Origin of the sequence: Sphingomonas aurantiaca (assembly GCF_003050705.1) — a bacterium.
Taxonomy (GTDB): domain Bacteria; phylum Pseudomonadota; class Alphaproteobacteria; order Sphingomonadales; family Sphingomonadaceae; genus Sphingomonas; species Sphingomonas aurantiaca.
Map to the genome: position 1 here is coordinate 475,780 of NZ_QAOG01000001.1, position 17,502 is coordinate 493,281.

At 67.8% G+C, this 17,502-nt stretch carries 16 protein-coding genes; 10 read left to right on the forward strand and 6 right to left on the reverse strand.

The annotated features are described in order from the left end of the window. Positions 1-59: 59 nt before the first annotated feature. The 3 genes from C8J26_RS02295 to coxB form a co-directional block, all read right to left on the reverse strand. Positions 60-1,466 (reverse strand): hypothetical protein, encoded by a 1,407-nt coding sequence (locus C8J26_RS02295; protein WP_107956546.1) that lies wholly within the window; start codon positions 1,464-1,466, stop codon positions 60-62. A gap of 381 nt (positions 1,467-1,847) precedes the next feature. Further along, positions 1,848-3,512 carry a cytochrome c oxidase subunit I gene (gene ctaD / locus C8J26_RS02300; RefSeq protein ID WP_107956547.1) on the reverse strand — a complete coding sequence of 555 codons (1,665 nt, stop codon included), beginning with the start codon at positions 3,510-3,512 and terminating at the stop codon, positions 1,848-1,850. 1 nt (position 3,513) lies between these two features. Then, positions 3,514-4,665 (reverse strand): cytochrome c oxidase subunit II, encoded by a 1,152-nt coding sequence (gene coxB, locus C8J26_RS02305; RefSeq protein ID WP_235516758.1) that lies wholly within the window; start codon positions 4,663-4,665, stop codon positions 3,514-3,516. Between the two features lie 231 nt (positions 4,666-4,896). Between coxB and pyrE the strand changes: the two genes are divergently transcribed. The 5 genes from pyrE (at position 4,897) to C8J26_RS02330 (ending at position 8,822) form a co-directional block, all read left to right on the forward strand. Continuing rightward, entirely contained in the window at positions 4,897-5,481 is a 585-nt protein-coding gene (pyrE, locus tag C8J26_RS02310) for an orotate phosphoribosyltransferase (RefSeq protein WP_107956548.1), read from the forward strand. Beyond that, a complete protein-coding gene (locus tag C8J26_RS02315; RefSeq protein ID WP_107956549.1) occupies positions 5,478-6,218 on the forward strand; it encodes a pyridoxine 5'-phosphate synthase in 741 nt (246 codons plus the stop codon). The genes pyrE and C8J26_RS02315 overlap by 4 nt, the downstream gene beginning before the upstream one ends. A 135-nt stretch (positions 6,219-6,353) precedes the next feature. Continuing rightward, entirely contained in the window at positions 6,354-6,779 is a 426-nt protein-coding gene (acpS, locus tag C8J26_RS02320) for a holo-ACP synthase (RefSeq protein WP_107956550.1), read from the forward strand. Next, the gene (gene lepB, locus C8J26_RS02325) at positions 6,776-7,759 is read left to right on the forward strand and encodes a signal peptidase I (protein WP_107956551.1); all 984 of its coding nucleotides are present in this window, start codon (positions 6,776-6,778) and stop codon (positions 7,757-7,759) included. The genes acpS and lepB overlap by 4 nt, the downstream gene beginning before the upstream one ends. Before the next feature lies 1 nt (position 7,760). Then, the gene (locus C8J26_RS02330; RefSeq protein ID WP_107956552.1) at positions 7,761-8,822 is read left to right on the forward strand and encodes an AI-2E family transporter; all 1,062 of its coding nucleotides are present in this window, start codon (positions 7,761-7,763) and stop codon (positions 8,820-8,822) included. On the opposite strand, the gene C8J26_RS02335 is transcribed toward C8J26_RS02330, so the two are convergent. Continuing rightward, positions 8,812-9,876 carry a glycosyltransferase gene (locus C8J26_RS02335; protein WP_107956553.1) on the reverse strand — a complete coding sequence of 355 codons (1,065 nt, stop codon included), beginning with the start codon at positions 9,874-9,876 and terminating at the stop codon, positions 8,812-8,814. The genes C8J26_RS02330 and C8J26_RS02335 overlap by 11 nt on opposite strands. Positions 9,877-10,035: 159 nt before the next feature. Between C8J26_RS02335 and C8J26_RS02340 the strand changes: the two genes are divergently transcribed. From C8J26_RS02340 to C8J26_RS02350, 3 genes are read left to right on the forward strand one after another with little or no spacing between them, the layout of a single operon-like run. Further along, positions 10,036-10,959, forward strand: a complete 924-nt coding sequence (locus C8J26_RS02340; protein WP_107956554.1) for a hypothetical protein — start codon at positions 10,036-10,038, stop codon at positions 10,957-10,959. Beyond that, complete coding sequence (locus C8J26_RS02345; protein WP_107956555.1) at positions 10,956-11,486, forward strand: DUF2141 domain-containing protein; 531 nt, start codon at positions 10,956-10,958, stop codon at positions 11,484-11,486. Before C8J26_RS02340 ends, C8J26_RS02345 begins: the two co-directional genes overlap by 4 nt. Further along, positions 11,486-12,670, forward strand: a complete 1,185-nt coding sequence (locus C8J26_RS02350; protein WP_056412771.1) for a glycosyltransferase — start codon at positions 11,486-11,488, stop codon at positions 12,668-12,670. Before C8J26_RS02345 ends, C8J26_RS02350 begins: the two co-directional genes overlap by 1 nt. On the opposite strand, the gene C8J26_RS02355 is transcribed toward C8J26_RS02350, so the two are convergent. Both C8J26_RS02355 and ubiG read right to left on the reverse strand, forming a co-directional pair. Further along, on the reverse strand, positions 12,612-14,045 hold the full coding sequence (locus C8J26_RS02355) for a glycosyltransferase family 39 protein (protein WP_107956556.1): 1,434 nt from the start codon (positions 14,043-14,045) through the stop codon (positions 12,612-12,614). The two genes, C8J26_RS02350 and C8J26_RS02355, sit on opposite strands and share 59 nt — an antisense overlap. Positions 14,046-14,272: 227 nt before the next feature. Beyond that, positions 14,273-15,013, reverse strand: a complete 741-nt coding sequence (gene ubiG, locus C8J26_RS02360; RefSeq protein WP_107956557.1) for a bifunctional 2-polyprenyl-6-hydroxyphenol methylase/3-demethylubiquinol 3-O-methyltransferase UbiG — start codon at positions 15,011-15,013, stop codon at positions 14,273-14,275. 52 nt (positions 15,014-15,065) lie between these two features. Here ubiG and C8J26_RS02365 point away from each other — a divergent pair, with 52 nt between their 5' ends. Both C8J26_RS02365 and C8J26_RS02370 read left to right on the forward strand, forming a co-directional pair. Then, positions 15,066-16,319, forward strand: a complete 1,254-nt coding sequence (locus C8J26_RS02365; RefSeq protein WP_107957024.1) for an aspartate kinase — start codon at positions 15,066-15,068, stop codon at positions 16,317-16,319. A 136-nt stretch (positions 16,320-16,455) separates the two neighbouring features. Beyond that, positions 16,456-17,442 carry an NAD(P)H-dependent flavin oxidoreductase gene (locus tag C8J26_RS02370; protein WP_107956558.1) on the forward strand — a complete coding sequence of 329 codons (987 nt, stop codon included), beginning with the start codon at positions 16,456-16,458 and terminating at the stop codon, positions 17,440-17,442. Positions 17,443-17,502: the final 60 nt, after the last annotated feature.

Genomic DNA, 17,502 nt, shown 5'->3' on the forward strand with positions numbered 1-17,502 from the left:
GTTCGGGTACGCTATACGCGTTTGCGGCGTGGTGCGCAAAGCTTCCGCATGTCCGGCGGTTAGCGCGCCGACTTGACGCGGTGGATCACCGCGACGTTGTCGGCATAGATGCGCTGCCACGCAGGATCGCGGTCGAGCATGCGGACCAGCGGCGAGCGTGGCGGCAGGATCGTCCAGCCGAAATGCCAGCGCGCGTTCGCCGCGCGCCAGCGCGTCGTGTCGCCGCCGGCTATCGCGAAATAGTCGAGCGTGAACGGGTCGCCGTACATGTCCGAGCGGCCGTCGATATAGGGGCGGATGCCGGCGAGGATCAGCGAGCCGCCGAAGCTGTATTCGTTGAACACGCGCTGGCTGCGCAGCGAGGGCGGCAGATGCCGGAGTGCGGTGGCGGGGACGCCGGCGCTGTCGGTGCGGACCACGGGCACGGCGATCCGGTAGCCGGCAAGGCCGACCGCGAGAATCAGGATGAGGATCCCGATTGATCGGCTCGCGGGGCGGGGCGTTGCCGAGGGAGCGGTCTTCGCGGTCCAGGCTTTGCCGAGCGGTTCTGCCAGGACGAGAATGCCGACGACCACGAGGACGATCTCCTGACGGGTATGCTGCAAAGCGAGGTGCAGGACGCCGAGCATCAGGAGCAGGCGGATCGGCGGGATGCGTACCGGTCGCAGGAGCAGGACAGCGAGCGTGGCGAGGAGGATCGCCTCGAACCCGGAGAAGGTCGCGAAGTCGGCGGGTTGCCACTCGTTGAGATGCGCGAGCAGTTTGAGGCGGTCGACGTAGAACGGGAAGGCGAGGCCATCGACGCCGGCAGGGGTGACGGTCGCGGCGACGGCGCAAGCCACGCCGAACGCGCCCCAGCCGAGGACGACGCGGCGACGGTCGGACGGGGCCGCGGCGATGAGCGCTTCGAGCGCGAACACGCCGACGAGCGCGAGGCCGAAAACGAAGCTGCCATGCGCGTTCGCCCAGACCAGCATCAGCAGCGCGAAACCGAACGGCGGTGCTTTGCCGCGCTCGCGGGCGTGCAACAGGACGATCAGCCACGCGGCGAGGATCGGCAGCGCGAGGATGTGCGGGCGGGCCAGCAGCGATGGGAGCAGGCCGGTGACGAGCATCAGCAGCGCGGCGACACTCGCACGCGGGCTTAGCCAGCGGCGGATCTCGTGCGCCACGACCGCGAATAGCGCCGCCATTGCGGTGCCGATGAGGATAATAAGACCGCTCCAGCCGGCGACGCGATAGCTCGCATACATCGCCAGTTCGGAGAGCCATTCGTGCGCGACCCAAGGCCGGCCGGGGGCGGTGAACGAGAAGGGGTCGCTCGTTGGGACGCGCGCGTGTGCGACGATCCACGCGCTGGTCGCCAGGTGCCAGCCGGTGTCGCCGTCGCGAAGCGCAGTGGGCACGATGATCGTGAACGCGAATGCGGCGAAACCGGCGAGGAGCGCGAAGGTCGCGCGCGGCATGCCAGGACGGATTTGGGGTGGCGCGCTCGGCATGAGGCGGGGGTAGCGCGATTGTCCTTTGGAATGGTGAATGGCTGATGGTCTCAGACGTACACCGTCACCCTAGCAAACGCTGGGGTCTCCCGTTTGACGCGCGGCGGGAGTTCCAGGGGGGAGATCCCAGCGTTCGCTGGGATGACGGACTTTGGGGGGGGGGGGGGGGGGGCGCCTGCTTCCATGTTCTCCCGCGAAGGCGGGAGCCCAGTCTGGGTCCCCGCCTTCGCGGGGAAACAGGGGGGGCGGGTGACGGTCGTTCAACGAAAAACGCCCCGGGTTTCCCCGAGGCGTCTTCTCGTTTGGCTGGCCCCCGGGGGGGGGGGGGCTGAAGGCCCTGGTCCGCCTTCAGTCGATCTTCGGCAGCGTCTCGAACTGGTGGTACGGCGGCGGCGAGGAGATCGTCCACTCGAGCGTCGTCGCGCCGTCGCCCCATGGGTTGTCGCCCGCCGGCTTGCCCGCGATCATCGACCAGATCAGGTTGACGAAGAACACCACCATGCCCGCGGCCATGATCATGTAGCCGACCGAGGCGACCGTGTTCCAATGCTCATACTGCGGCGTGTAGTCCGGAATACGGCGCGGCATGCCCTGGAGGCCGAGGAAGTGCATCGGGAAGAACATCACGTTCACGCCGATGAAGAACACCCAGAAGTGCAGCTGGCCGAGGAACTCGTTGTACATCTTGCCCGACATTTTCGGGAACCAGTAATAGAAGCCCGCAAACAGCGAGAAGACTGCGCCCAGCGACAGCACATAGTGGAAATGCGCCACCACGTAGTACGTGTCCTGCATGTAGTCGTCGATGCCGCCATTGGCGAGCACGACGCCGGTCACGCCGCCGACGGTGAACATGAAGATGAAGCCGATCGACCACACCATCGGCGTCTTGAAGGTGAGCGAGCCGCCCCACATCGTCGCGATCCACGAGAAGATCTTGATGCCGGTCGGCACCGCGATGACCATCGTCGCGGCGGTGAAGTACATCTTGGTGTTCACCGACAGGCCGGTGGTGAACATGTGGTGCGCCCACACGACGAACCCGACCACGCCGATCGCGACCATGGCATAGGCCATGCCGAGATAGCCGAAGACGGGCTTGCGGCTGAACGTCGAGATGATCTGGCTGACGATACCGAAGCCCGGCAGGATCATGATGTAGACTTCGGGATGGCCGAAGAACCAGAACAGATGCTGGTAGAGGACGGGGTCGCCGCCGCCGGCCGGATCGAAGAAGGTCGTGCCGAAGTTTCGATCAGTGAGCAGCATCGTGATCGCGGCGGCGAGCACCGGGAGCGCGAGCAGCAGCAGGAACGCGGTGACGAGCATCGACCACACGAACAGCGGCATCTTGTGCAGCGTCATGCCGGGCGCGCGCATGTTGAAGATCGTGGTGATGAAGTTGATCGCGCCGAGGATCGACGAGGCACCCGCGAGATGGAGCGCGAGGATCGCCATGTCGGTCGATGGCCCAGGCTCGCCGTACGTCGAGAGCGGTGCGTAGAGTGTCCAGCCATTGCCGGCGCCACCAAAGAACGGTGAGGCGAGCAGCAGCGTGAAGGCGGGGATCAGCAGCCAGAACGACACGTTGTTCATGCGCGGGAACGCCATGTCGGGCGCACCGATCATGATCGGCACGAACCAGTTGCCGAACCCACCGACCATCGCCGGCATGACCATGAAGAACACCATGATCAGCCCATGCGCGGTGATGAGCACGTTCCAGAGGTGGAGCGACTCATCGAGGCTGGCAGGGCCGCCATGGAGCATCGACGCCCAGCCCTGGAGGTACTGGATGCCGGGATGCGCTAGCTCGGCGCGCATGAGCCCCGAGACCGAGCCGCCGATGATCCCCGCGACGATCGCGAAGATCAGGTAGAGCGTGCCGATGTCCTTGTGGTTGGTCGACATGAACCACCGCGCGAAGAAGCCCGGCTTGTGATCGGTATCGTGATGATGGTCGTGCGCGTCGTGCGAGACGAACGCCGACGGGTTGAGAGCAGTGTCGGTCATCTTACTGTCCCGCGTTGCCGGCGCCGGCCGGGTTTGAGGTGGCGCCCTGCGTCGTCGCGGGGGCTGCGGTGGTGACGTTCTCGACAGGGCCGGTGGCGTTGGCGGTTTCCGCCGCCTCTTCGACCTTGGCCGCGGAGCCGTCTGCGCCGGGCTGCGGGATCACCTTGTCGGAGGCCTTGCCGGGTGTCGGCATCGTGCCGCCCTTGGCGCGGACCCAGGCCGCGTATTCAGCGGGCGGAACGGCCTCGACCGCGATCGGCATATAGCCATGGCGGGCGCCGCACAGTTCCGAACACTGGCCGAAATACAGGCCGGGCTTGTCGATCGTGAAGCTCGTCTCGTTCAGGCGGCCGGGGATCGCGTCGAGCTTGATCCAGAACGCCGGGACCGCCCAGCTGTGGATCACGTCGTTCGACGTCGTGATCAGGCGGATCGGCACGCCGACGGGGAGGACGATGCGGTTGTCGGTGGCGAGCAGCTTGGGGCCGTCGGCATCGGTGCGCGGACGCTCGCCGGCGGCGACGTCAGCCTTTTCCTTCAGCATGTTGGCGGTGATCTCGAACCCGCCATTGTCCGGATACTGGTAGGTCCAATACCATTGGTTGCCGATCGCCTTGAGCGTGACGGCACCCGACGGCGCGGGCTTGAACTGCGCCTGGAGCAGCCCGATCGAGGGGACTGCGATCAGGACGAGGATCACGACCGGCGCGAGCGTCCAGAGAATCTCGATCGCGGTGTTGTGGCTGGTCTTCGACGCGACCGGGTTGCGCGCCTTGCGATAGCGGAACGACACCCAGAACAGCAGTGCGAGGACGAACAGCGAGATGATCGTGATCGTCGGCACCAGGATCGAATTGTGCATCCAATGCGCGAACTGGCCGTTCTTGGTGACCTGAGGCTGGAGCCCGTACAGACCGTTGGTCGGCTGACCGATCATTGGCTTGACCGTCATTGCCGGCGCACCATCCATCGCCAGCTCGGGGCTGGACGGGTTGGCGGTGGGCGTTGCGGCGGCGGTCGTCGGTGCGATGTTCGAGACACCGCCAGGTGCCGCGGCGGCCTGAGGTGCTGGTGTCGCTGTCGGTGTGCTTGCAGGCTGGGCCGCATGCCCGGCGACACCACCGAGACTCGCCAGTGCGAGCCCCGCTGCCATCGCAAATCCTCTCATCCCCATCTTGCGCATCGTTTTTCTTGACCCCGGTTTATAGCGAACCCGATATCCCGGACGCGCGGATGTCTGCTTATCATTTGGGAAGAGCTATACCCAGCGGGGGGGCTTGCCTCAAGCCTTGTCTAAGCGGTTCAATAATGAACGGGTTCTCGTTGCGTGGTCTCGCGCGCGCTCGTATCAGCGCGCGCAGGCCTTTTGGAGCGATGACCCGCGATGACCGAAGACGACGTGCTCGCCGAATTCCGCGCTGCCGAAGCGTTGCTGGAAGGGCATTTCATCCTGTCCTCGGGGCTGCGCAGTTCGCGCTACCTGCAATGCGCGCGGGTATTGATGGACCCCGCGCGGGGCGCGCGGCTGTCCGAGGCACTGGTCGCGTCGATCCCGGACGCGCTGCGATCGCAGATCGGCGCGGTGGTGTCGCCGGCGATGGGCGGCGTGATCGCGGGGCACGAAATGGCGCGTGCGCTGGGCGTCGAGGCGATGTTCCTCGAGCGGCCCGACGGCGTGTTCGAGCTGCGCCGTGGGTTCCGCCTGGCGCCGGGGCAGAAGGTGCTGATGATGGAGGACGTCGTTACCACCGGGCTCTCGTCGCGCGAGGCGATCGCCGCGATCGGACGCGCTTGCGGCGTGACGGTCGCGGCGGCGGCGTTGGTCGATCGCTCGAACGGCACGGCGGATCTGGGCGTGCCGTTCTTCCCGCTGATCCGGCTCGACGTGCCGACCTATCCCGCGGATGCCTTGCCCGCCGAGCTCGCGGCGATCCCGGCGATCAAGCCGGGCAGCAGGGCGGCGGCATGAGCCCCCTCGGCACCGAGCATCTCCGCCTGGGCGTGAACATCGATCACGTCGCGACCGTGCGCAATGCGCGCGGGGCGGGGTATCCCGACCCGGTCCGCGCGGCGCTGGTCGCGGCGGCGGCGGGCGCGGACGGGATTACCGCGCATCTGCGCGAGGATCGCCGGCACATCACCGATGACGACATTGCGCGGTTGTCGGCTGAGCTGGCGATCCCCCTCAACCTCGAGATGGCGGCGACCGACGAGATGCTCGGCATTGCGTTGCGGCACAAGCCGCACGCGGCGTGCATCGTGCCCGAGAAGCGCGAGGAGCTGACGACCGAGGGCGGGCTCGACGTCGCCGGGCATTACGACCGGATGGCGCGGCTAGTCGATGCGCTCGCCGGGGCCGGTATCCGCGTGTCGCTTTTCATCGAGCCCGATGCGCGTCAGATCGAGGCGGCGGTGCGGCTCAAGGTGCCGGTGGTCGAACTGCACACCGGCTTATACGCCGAACTGTCGGGCGAGGCGCGGACGGTGGAGCTGCGGCGGCTGACCGATGCGGCGGCGCTGGCGGCCAAGAACGGCATCGAGGTGCATGCGGGGCACGGGCTCACCTACGACAATGTCGCGCCGATCGCCGCGATCCGGCAGGTTCGGGAGCTGAATATCGGGCATTTCCTGGTGGGCGAGGCGCTGTTCGTCGGGCTTGGCGAGGCGGTTCGGCTGATGCGCGAGGCGATGGATGCGGCGCGCTAATCCTCCCCGGCACGGGGAGGGGGACCATGCGCAGCATGGGGGAGGGGGCCCGCCGCGGGCGTATCGTTCGTGGAGCCCCCCCTCCACCCCGCCGCTTCGCGTCGCGGTCCCCCTCCCCGTACCGGGGAGGATCTCGTGATCATCGGGCTCGGTTCCGACCTGTGTAATATCCAGCGGATCACGGCGTCGCTGGAGCGGTTCGGCGAGCGGTTCGAGGCGCGGGTGTTTACCGATGTCGAGCGCGCCAAGGCGGCGCGGCGGCCGTTCACCAAGGCGGGGACGCTCGCCAAGCGGTTCGCGGCGAAGGAAGCGTTTTCGAAGGCGGTTGGGACGGGGTTTCGCGCGGGCGTGTTCATGCGTGACATCGGCGTCGTCAACGCAGCGAGCGGCGCGCCGACGCTGGCGTTGACCGGGGGCGCCAAAGCGAGGCTTGACGCGCTGACGCCCGAAGGCCACGCCGCACGCGTGCATCTGACGATGACGGATGATGACCCCTGGGCGCAGGCCTTTGTGATCATCGAAGCTATACCTCTGATATCTCAAGTAGATATGAATCGATGAAGGACGCGGCGTTGGACGGCAACGAGTTCCCAGACAAGCCCCTCGCCCAGCAGGCGGCGACGGGCGATACCGTCGCTCCGACGGCCACCGCACCGGACACACCCCGCCGCCGCGGCACCGACTGGTGGGGCGAGGTGAAGGGGATCTTCTGGCTGATCCTGGTCGTGCTCGGCTTCCACAGCTTCATTGCCAAGCCCTTCTATATCCCCAGCGAATCGATGCTGCCGGGGCTTCGGATCGGCGACCGGCTGGTGGTAACCAAGTTCGCCTATGGCTGGTCGTTCGTGTCGCCGACGATCCCCAACCCGGTCGCGATCTTCAAGGGCGTCGTGCTGCGCCAGCAGGAAGACAGCTGGAGCGTGTCGCTGCCGTTCATGCATGGCCGCCTGTTCGGATCGCTGCCGACGCGCGGCGACGTGGTGATCGTGACGCCGCCGGGGACGCATAACGACTATATCAAGCGCGTCATCGGCCTGCCTGGCGACAAGCTCGCGGTGCGTGGCGGGATCGTGTTCCTCAACGGCGTCGCGGTGAAGCGTGGTCCCCTCCACGACACGCTGATCCCGGTCGACACGAACAGCCCGTGCAGCGAGATCGACTATCCCGGTGCGCGCGAGACGCTGCCCGATGGCCGCCAGATGTGCCGCCTGCCGACCTATACCGAGACGCTGCCCAATGGCCGTCGCTACGAGACGATCGATCTCGAATCCGACAGCCAGGGCGACAATTTCGCGGAAGTGACGATCCCTGCCAACCACGTCTTCCTGATGGGCGACAATCGCGATCGCTCGGCCGACAGTCGGTTCGCACTGAGCCAGCTTGGGCTCGGCGGGCCGGTGCCGTACGAGAATCTCGGTGGGCGCGCGGAGTTCATCACCTTCAGCCTCGATGGCGACGCGACCTTCAACCCGCTGACCTGGTGGGGGTCGCTGCGCTCGGACCGCGCCGGCACGTCGCTGCATCCCGCTAAGGCGAACTGAGATGGCCGATACCAAGACCGTCGATGAACTCAGCCCGGTCGAGATGCGCGATCCGTTCCTGCGCAAGGAACTGAAGCGCGCGATGATCTGGCTCGGGCTCGCCTGCGGAATCGCGCTGCTGATCGTGCTGGTCCAGCCGTTGCTGATCATCTTTGCGGGCGTCGTGTTCGCGGCCCTGCTCGATGGCGGTGTGCGGCTGCTCGGGCGGGTGCTGCCGATCGGACGCGGGTGGCGGTTGCTGATCGTCGTGGTGCTGACGTTCGCGTTCCTGGTGGGCACGTTCATCCTGACCGGCGTGCAGGTGACCGAACAGGTGACGCAGCTGCGCTCGACGCTGGAGATGCAGGCGAACCGCTTCACGGGCTATCTGACGTCGCAGGGGCTGATGCCGGGCGCGTCGGACGTCAACGGGATCGTCAAGGAGGCGCTGGGCTCGGTCGGGCGCGTGACGTCATGGGTCGGCACCGCGATCGGCGCGATCACGAGCATGTTCATGATCCTCATCCTCGGGCTGTTCATCGCGATGGATCCGGGCACCTATTCGCGCGGGCTGCAGTGGATGGTGCCGGTCGACCTGCGCGCCGAATTCGCCAGGACGCTGGTCAAGATGGGCGAGACGTTGCGGCGTCTGCTCGCCGGACGTCTGCTCGGCATGGCGGTCGAGGGTGTCGCGAGCGGGATCGCGCTCGCAATCGGCGGCGTGCCGATGGCGATGCTGCTCGGCATCATTGCCGGTATCCTGGCGTTCATTCCTAATGTCGGCGCGATCGTGACGGGCGTGCTGATGGTCGCGGTTGGGTTCAGCGCGGGCGTCGATACGGGATACTGGGCGATCGGCACGTATCTGATCGTCCAGACGATCGACGGCTATGTGATCGTGCCGATGGTGGCCAAGCGCACCGTCGATTTGCCGCCGGCCCTGACGCTGGGCGCGCAAATCCTGGCGAGCGCACTGTTCGGGATATTGGGGCTGGCGCTGGCCGACCCAATGACCGCGATGATCAAGACTGCGCTCGAGCGCCGATCGGAGCGGGAGGAAGAGAAGGCCGAGGCTACCGCCTGACGAGCTGATCGAACAGCGCGAGGTAGCGATCTGCGGAATCCGCACCCGGTTGCTGGACCGGGGCTGGTCGCTGTGCGGTAGGGCCGAGCCAGGCATCCAATGCCGCGACCAGCGCGGCCGCATCGTCCCGCGCGACGATCATGCCGTGATCGGGGCGGTCGATGATTTCCGCCACCGCGGTGCTGGAGTCGGTCGAGACGACGGGCGTTCCGACCGACAGCGCCTCGCGCAGCACCCCGGGCACACCTTCATACTCCGACGTCAGCGCCAGCACGTGCGCGCGCGCCATGACGGGCAGCGGATCGCCGCTGTGACCGAGCAGCAGGACGCGGTCGGCCAGACCGAGCGTGCGGATCTGCGCCTCGATTGCGCCGCGCATCCCCCCTTCGCCGAGGATGACGAGCGGCACAGTCGGGTCCGCCAGCAGCGGCAGCGCGGCGATCAGCCGATCCCAGCGCTTCTGCGGTTCGAGCCGGCCGACGCCGAGAATATAGCGCGGCGGGAGATCGGGCAGCGCGGCGGGGACCGGCACCGCCGGCGGGTTCGGGATGACGCTGGTCCGCCCGACCATGTGCGTCGCGCGCGCGGCCTCGTCCGCCGTGGCCGGGGTCATCGCGACGAGGTGATCGAGAAAGCGCCCGTGACCCGCGAGCCAGAGCTGGTGCGCGGCGTGCATCGCGCGGCTGTGATCGGCGCGGGCGGGCGCGTTGGACATCTTGGCGACGATCGGCGGGCAATGCCGGCCGAGCCGCAGCCGGGTCCATGCGGCGATCCCGGTATAGAAATTGCCGGGGCAGAAGATGATGTCGGGCGCGAGACGCCGCACGACACCGGGAAGCGCAAGCAACCGCGAGGGCGCGACGATCTCAAGCCCGTCGGGGAGTTCGGCCGCCAGGGGCCCGTCGATCGTCTCGATCGCCAGCGTCACGCGACGCCCCGCCGCCAGCCAGCCGCGCGCGAGGCGCAGTTGCGCGCGTTCGACGCCGCCACCGCGCAGATCCTCCGCATAGGTCATGATGTGCCGTGCGGTCGGCGATCCGATCAGGGCTGACATATCGCGGTCATCATAATGCGCGATGGATAAAGCGGAGATCGCGACCGATTGAAACCGACTTTGCGTGCACCTGTGTTGCCGGGCGGCTATTATGTCCGACCGCCAGCGTCGAAACGGCTTTAAGGGCAATGGCTTGAGGAACGACGAGTGAGTTCGCGCATGGCGAAGACAAGCGAGCCCGAGGGCTATGCGGAGATCGCGCGCGTCGGGCTCGAGCCGCTCAAGACGCTGGGCAGCCGCTGGCCCGCGATCATCGGTGCGGTGCTGACGGTGGCGATGATCGTCGGGCTGGGCCGCGAACTGCTCGGCCATGGCCTGGCCGGTCTGTCGCGCTCGGTCCCGCAGGATCCGCGTTTCTATCTGTGCTTCGGGTTGCTCTACATGTCGCCGCCGACCGGCGACTATGTGATCTTTCGCCGGTTGTGGGGCATCCCGCTTGGCGGCCTGGTCGCGCTGATCAAGAAGCGGATCGCGAACGAAGTCGTGTTCGGCTATTCGGGTGACGCGTATTTCTATGCCTGGGCGCGGGCCAAGGCGCGGATGGTGGCATCGCCGTTCGGCGCGGTGAAGGACGTCACGATCCTGTCGGCGATCGCCGGAAACGCGATCACGCTGCTGCTGGTGGCGATCGCGCTGCCGCTCGGCCGGCATCTGCTGACGCACGACCAGTTCCGGACGGTGCTCGGATCGGCGGCAGTGACGCTGGCGATCTCGCTGCCGTTCCTGATCTTCTCGCGCCGCGTGTTCTCACTGCCGCGCGCCAAGCTGTGGTGGGTGTTCGGGATCCACTGCATCCGGCTGTTGTGCGGATCGGTGCTGATCGCGTTCGCATGGCACTTTGCGCTGCCGGGCGTGCCGGTGGGGATGTGGCTGTTCCTCGCTGCCGGGCGGTTGCTCGTGTCGCGGCTGCCGCTGGTGCCGAACAAGGACCTGCTGTTCGCCAACGCTGCGATCCTGCTGATCGGGCAGGATCAGGCGTTGTCGGAGCTGATCGCGTTCACCGCCGCGCTAACGTTGGTGGTGCACGTCGCGCTGATCATCCTGTTCGGCATCCATGCCGCGCTGACGCGGTTGCGCGCATGATCCGCGGGTGTGTTGCGCTGGCCGCGATCGTCGGGCTGGCGGGATCGGTTGGGGCGCAGGTGCTCGGCAGCGATGCGGCCGCGTGCCGGCCCGGCGCCGCCATGGACGGGGGGCCGGCGATCGCGGTCGAGATTACCGGGCTGAAGGACCGCACCGGCGAACTGAAGCTCGAGCTCTATCCCGGCACCGAAGCGGATTTCCTGAAGGGCGACCGCGTGCTGCTCGCGGCGGGCAAGACGTTTCGCCGGGTGGTCGTGCCGACGCCAGCGACAGGGCCGATGACGATGTGCATCAGGGCACCGCGGCCGGGCCGCTATGCGCTGTTGCTGACGCATAATCGCGACGGGAAGAACAAGTTCAGTTTCTGGACCGACGGCGTCGGGTTTGCGAGCAACGTGAAGCTCGGCCGGTCGCGGCCCAAGGTGGAGCAGGCGCTGGTCGAGGTCGGCACGGGGGTGACGACGGTGCGGATCACTGCGCAGTATCTGCGCGGGCTAGGCGGCTTCGGACCGATCGGACCGCACTGATGCGGATCGTCGACGTCAACGAGTTCTACTCGCCGACCGGGGGCGGCGTGCGGACCTATGTCGACCGGAAGATGGGGATCATGGCGGACATGGGCCATGAACTGATCGTCGTCGCGCCGGGCAGGGAAGACCGCGTCGAGGAGCGGCCGGGCGGCGGGCGGATCCTGTATCTGAAATCGCCGGGAATGCCGTTCGATCGCAATTACGGTCTGTTCTGGGACGAGCGCGCGATCCACCGCGTGCTCGACGATCTCGATCCCGACGTGGTCGAGTGCTGCTCGCCGTGGCGGCCGGCGTGGTTCGTCGGCGACTGGCAGGGGCGCGCGGTAAAGTCCTTCTTCATGCACAACGACAATATCGCGGCCTATGCGCAGCGCTGGTTCGCGGGTGTGGCGAGCCACGACCAGATCGAGCGCGGGTTCGGCTGGTACAGCCGGTACATGAGCCGCTTCCTCGAGAAATATGATGTCGTCGTGACCAACGGCCCGGCGCTCGAGAAGCGATTGCGCGCGCGCGGCGTCCGGATCGACGCGGCGATGCCGCTGGGGATCGAGCGCGGGCATTTCTCGCCCGAGCTGCGCGATCCGCGGTTGCGCGCGGCATTGCTGCGGCAATGCGGCTTGCCCGAGGAGGGGATGCTGTTGCTTGGGCTCGGGCGGCATCACGGCGAGAAGCGCTGGCCGCTGGTTGTCGATGCGGTGGCGCGGGCGGGGGCGACCCTGCCGGTCGGGCTGGTGCTGATCGGGACCGGCGCGCAGAGCAAGGCGATCGCGCGGCGGATCGGCGGATCGCCGCATATCCGGATGTTCGCGCCGGTCTATGATCGCGAGCGGCTCGCACGGATCATGGCGAGTTGCGATGCGCTGATCCATGGATCGGAGGCCGAGCCGTTCGGACTGGTCGCGTCAGAGGCGATGGCGTCGGGGTTGCCGCTGATCGTGCCCGATACGGGCGGGTGCGCGGAGGTGGCGGACCGTCATGCCAGCGAGCTGTACGCGGCGCGCGATGCGGAGAGCGCGGCGGCGGCGATCGGCCGTTTGTTCGCGCGCGACCGCATTTTGCTGCAGCGCGCGGCGGCGGTGGCGGCGCGACATGTCCGCAGCGACCGCGAGCATGCGGTCGAGCTCATGGACTATTATGCGGGACTGGTCGCGGCGAAGCAGGGCGTGCGACGTACAGCGTGAAGCGGGTGCCGGGTACCGGTAGCGCTTGGTATCCGCGGCGGATGGCATAGGCGGCGAGCAACGCGTCGATCCGGTCGTCGCCGCTGCTCCACGCGCCTTCGCCGCCGGTCAGGATCGCGCGCGGATCGCCGAGAAGACCGATTCGCGCGTGCGAGACGAGGTGGAGTTGGCGTTCCTGCCGGGCATCGAGCAGCGCCGTACTGCGAAAATAAAAGGGGCCGGGGGCAAAGCGCGGGTCGATCGCCGTGCCGGGGAGGAATTGCGGGGAGAGCGTCGCGACCGGGCCGGTGACGTGCGCGCGGTCCAGCGTCTCCCGCACCGCGGTGGCGGTCCGCAGCGCGTCGCGCATCGGGATGCCGCCGTTCGCCACGGCCTCGACGGTCGGCGCAAGACCGGCGCAGGCAAAGACGACAGCGGCGATCCGCATCGCCTTGCCGGGCGGGTGCGCGTGCCAGACCAGCGCCAGGCGCACGAACAAGGCGGGCAACATCGGGAGCAGATATTGGCGCCATGTCGGCACCGGTGCGAGCGCTGCGATCAGACCGGCGAGGATCAGCAGGTCGAGGATCAGGTGCCAGCGGTGGCGCCTGCCCGTGGTGGCGACGATCGCCAGCAGCGCCGGGCCGAGCGCGAGGAACTTGAGCGTGTCGACGAGCTTCGCCGCGGTCGACAGTTTCCAGGGGCGCGCCTGATACCATTCGGTCGGCGCCTGGCCCGGAAAGCCGAGCACGCCGAACAGGAAGGCTTCGGGGGCCTGGAGGAACAATGCACCTATGAGTGTCGCGAAGGGGAGCGCGCCGAGCAGCGTCCACCAGGGGCGGCGGTCGGCGCGGAACAGAGCCCAGAGGCCGTAGGCGAGCGCGGGCAGCGCATAGGAGATCTTGGCGGCGGCGGCGGCAGCGAGCAGTGCGCCGATCCGCAGCGCGTCACGGCGGCTGGCTTGCTCGCGTGCGGTTCTGACGATGGCGGGGAGCGCGAGCGCGAGGCAGGCGGCGGGGAGCGCGTCGTTGCGCGCGGTGCCGATGCTGAAGAGCAGGATGTCGCAGGTGGCGAACAGCGCGGCGGCGATGGCGGCGGCGCGGGGGCCGGCGCCCCCGATTCGCGCGGCGCGGTGGACCGCGGCGATCGTGGCGAGCCCCAGCAGCGCGTTGGCGATGCGGAGCACCGGCCAGGTCCACGCGCCGGCGAGCAGCGCGAGCGGGGCGAAGAGGTAAGGCTGGAGCGGCGTCTGGAGGTAGGCGAAGTCGCGATAGGGGATGAAGCCGTGCGCGGTCAGCAGCGTGGCGGCGACATATTGGCTCTCGTCGTGATCGACGGGGCGGAGGAGCGCGAGGGCGACGAACAGGATCGCCAGCGCTGCGAGCGCCAGAACCATGTTCACACGCGAAGGCGGGTGCCCAGTCTGGGCACCCGCCTTCGCGTGTGAACATGGTTGGGGAGGGGGGCGCTGCATCACTCAGCCCCACCCCGGCGGAGGCCGGGGCCCAGTTGGGGGACGATCATGGTCAGGGATCTCGCTCCGTTACCACGGCCTTCCCAATTGGGCCCCTGCCTCCGCCGGGGTGGTGGCGAAAGTCGGGGTGGCGGCGTGTGGGGCACGAGTCAGGCTTTTAACGCGGTCAGGAAGTAATCGAGGCTGGTCGAATCGCTCAGCGTGAAGCCGGTCGCCGGCGAGAAGCTCAGCCCCCGCGTGTCCGTCACGCGGAGCCCGGCGTCCTTCAGCAACGCGGTCAGTTCCTCGGGCGTGAGGAACTTGTTCCAGTCGTGCGTGCCCTTGGGGATCGTGCCGGTGCCCTCCGCCAGCGTGATCATCGCGAGCCGCGACAACGGCGTGCGGTTGGGCGTCGACAGGATCAACAACCCGCCGTCCGCCAGCACCCGGGCGAGGCCGCGAACGTAGCCCGCAGGATCGCTGACATGCTCGATCACCTCGAGGCTGGTGACGAGATCAAACTGGCCGACGAGCCCCTCGACGCCGCCCGCACGGTAATCGATCGCCAGACCGCTCTGCGCCGCGTGGATTTCCGCCACCGCGATATTCTCGGGCGCGGCGTCGATCCCCGTCACCGCCGCGCCGAGCCGGGCGAGCGGTTCGCACAGCAACCCCGCGCCGCAGCCGACGTCGAGCGCGGTCTTGCCCGCCAGCGGCGTAAAGGTCGCACCGTCGCCACCCCAATGCGCGTCGACCTGCTCGCGGATATAGCGCAGCCGCGGCGGGTTGAGCTTGTGGAGCGGCGCGGACGAGCCCTTGGGGTCCCACCAGTCCTTTGCCATCGTGCCGAAATGCGCGGCCTCGCGCGGATCGATTGTTGCGCCTTTTACGGTGTCACTTGCCAGTATCATGCGCGCTACCTATCAGGGCCGCCGCTTCGACCCAAAGGGATTTGCGCAGTTCATGGCCCGTATCGTGATGAAATTCGGCGGCACGTCGATGGCCGGGATCGAGCGGATCCGCAACGTCGCCGCGCGCGTGAAGCGCGAAGTCGATGCGGGCAACCAGGTCGCGGTCGTCGTCTCGGCGATGGCGGGCGAGACCGACCGGCTGGTCGGCTTCTGCCGCGAGGCGTCGTCGCTGTACGATGCGAAGGAATATGACGTCGTCGTCTCGGCCGGCGAGCAGATCACGAGCGGGCTGCTCGCGATCGCTTTGCAGGCCGCGGGTTGCAAGGCGCGATCGTGGCTCGGCTGGCAGCTGCCGATCAACACGTCCGACGCGCATGGCTCGGCGCGGATCGGCGAGATCGATACGGCGGCGCTCGACGCGAGCCTTGCCGATGGTGTCGTCGCGGTCATTCCGGGGTTCCAGGGCGTGGCGGACGGCCAGCGTGTCACCACGCTCGGGCGTGGCGGGTCGGATACGTCCGCGGTCGCGATGGCGGCTGCGATGAAGGCCGATCGCTGCGACATCTATACCGATGTCGACGGCGTCTACACGACGGATCCGCGGATCGTCCCTCGCGCGCGCAAACTCGGCAAGGTGACGTATGAGGAGATGCTGGAACTCGCCAGCGTCGGTGCCAAGGTGCTGCAGACCCGGTCTGTCGGCCTGGCGATGAAAGAGAATGTGCGCGTGCGCGTGCTGTCTTCCTTCGAAGACGGCGACACCAATGACGGTCACCGCGGCACGTTGATCGTGGGCGAAGAGGAAATCGACGATATGGAACGCCAGCTCATCACCGGGATCGCGCACGACAAGAACGAGGCGAAGATCACGTTGACGCAGGTCAGCGATCGCCCCGGCTCGGTCGCGGCGATCTTCGCGCCGCTCGCGGACGGCGGGATCAACGTCGACATGATCGTGCAGAACGTCGCGCATTCGACCGGGTCGACCGACGTCACCTTCACCGTGCCCGCCGCGGACCTCGCGCGCTCGCTCGATATCCTCGACAAGGCGAAGGACGCGATCGGCTATGCGACGATCGTCCACGACACGCGCGTCGCCAAGGTTTCGGTGGTCGGCGTCGGCATGCGCAGCCATGCGGGCGTCGCCTCGACGATGTTCACGACGCTCGGCGAACGCGGGATCAACATCCAGGCGATCGCGACGTCGGAGATCAAGGTCAGCGTGCTGATCGAGGAGGATTACACCGAACTGGCGGTGCGCGTGCTGCACACCGCGTACGGTCTCGATGCGGAGGACGCGGCGTAAATCTCTCCCCTCCCGCTTGCGGGAGGGGTCGGGGGAGGGCTAGGCGGGTCGGATGACCGATATGTCCGTGCTTCAGGCCACCCCCTCCCCCGACCCCTCCCGCACGGCGGGAGGGGAGCAGCGGCTCGCACGCCGCATGGCGCGCGGCGCGGAGTTCCTCGGATCGCAGGTCGCCATCCTCGGCGGCGCGATGTCGTGGGTGTCCGAGCGGCATCTCGTCTCGGCCATCTCGAACGCCGGCGGGTTCGGCGTGATCGCGTGCGGCGCGATGACGCCCGCGCTGCTCGATACCGAGATCGCCGCGACCAAGGCGCTGACCGACAAGCCGTTCGGCGTGAACCTGATCACGATGCACCCCGATCTGTTCGAGCTGATCGCGGTGTGCGCCAAGCACAAGGTGGGGCATGTCGTGCTCGCGGGTGGCCTGCCGCCCAAGGGCAGCATCGAGGCGATCAAGGAGACGGGCGCGAAACTGATCGCGTTCTCGCCCGCGCTGGCGCTCGCCAAGAAGCTGATCCGCAGCGGCGTCGACGCGCTGGTGATCGAGGGCATGGAAGCCGGCGGCCATATCGGCCCGGTCTCGACCAGCGTGCTCGCGCAGGAAATGCTGCCCGAGATCGCCGAGCAGGTGCCGGTGTTCGTCGCAGGCGGAATCGGCCGCGGCGAGGCGATCGCGGGCTATCTCGACATGGGCGCGGCGGGTGTCCAGCTCGGCACGCTGTTCGTGTGCGCGACCGAATCGATCGCGCATGCCAATTTCAAGAAGGCGTTCATCCGCGCCTCGGCACGCGATGCGATCGCCAGCGTGCAGATCGATGCGCGGCTTCCGGTGATCCCGGTCCGCGCGCTGAAGAACGCGTCGAGCGAGCTGTTCACCGCCAAGCAGCGCGAGGTTGCCGGGCATCTCGACGAGGGCCGCGTGGAAATGGCCGAGGCGCAGTTGCAGATCGAGCATTACTGGGCGGGCGCGCTGCGCCGCGCGGTGATCGACGGCGATGTCGAGCATGGCTCGGTGATGGCGGGCCAGTCGGTCGGCATGGTCAAGCGCGAGGAGCCGGTCGCCAACATCATCGCCGGGCTGATGGCGCAAGCCTCGGCGGCGCTGGAGGCGCGCGCGGCCTGACAACTCATCCTCCCCCGGCGGGGAGAATCGAGGAATGCGTTCGTTAAGCGGTCACTACCA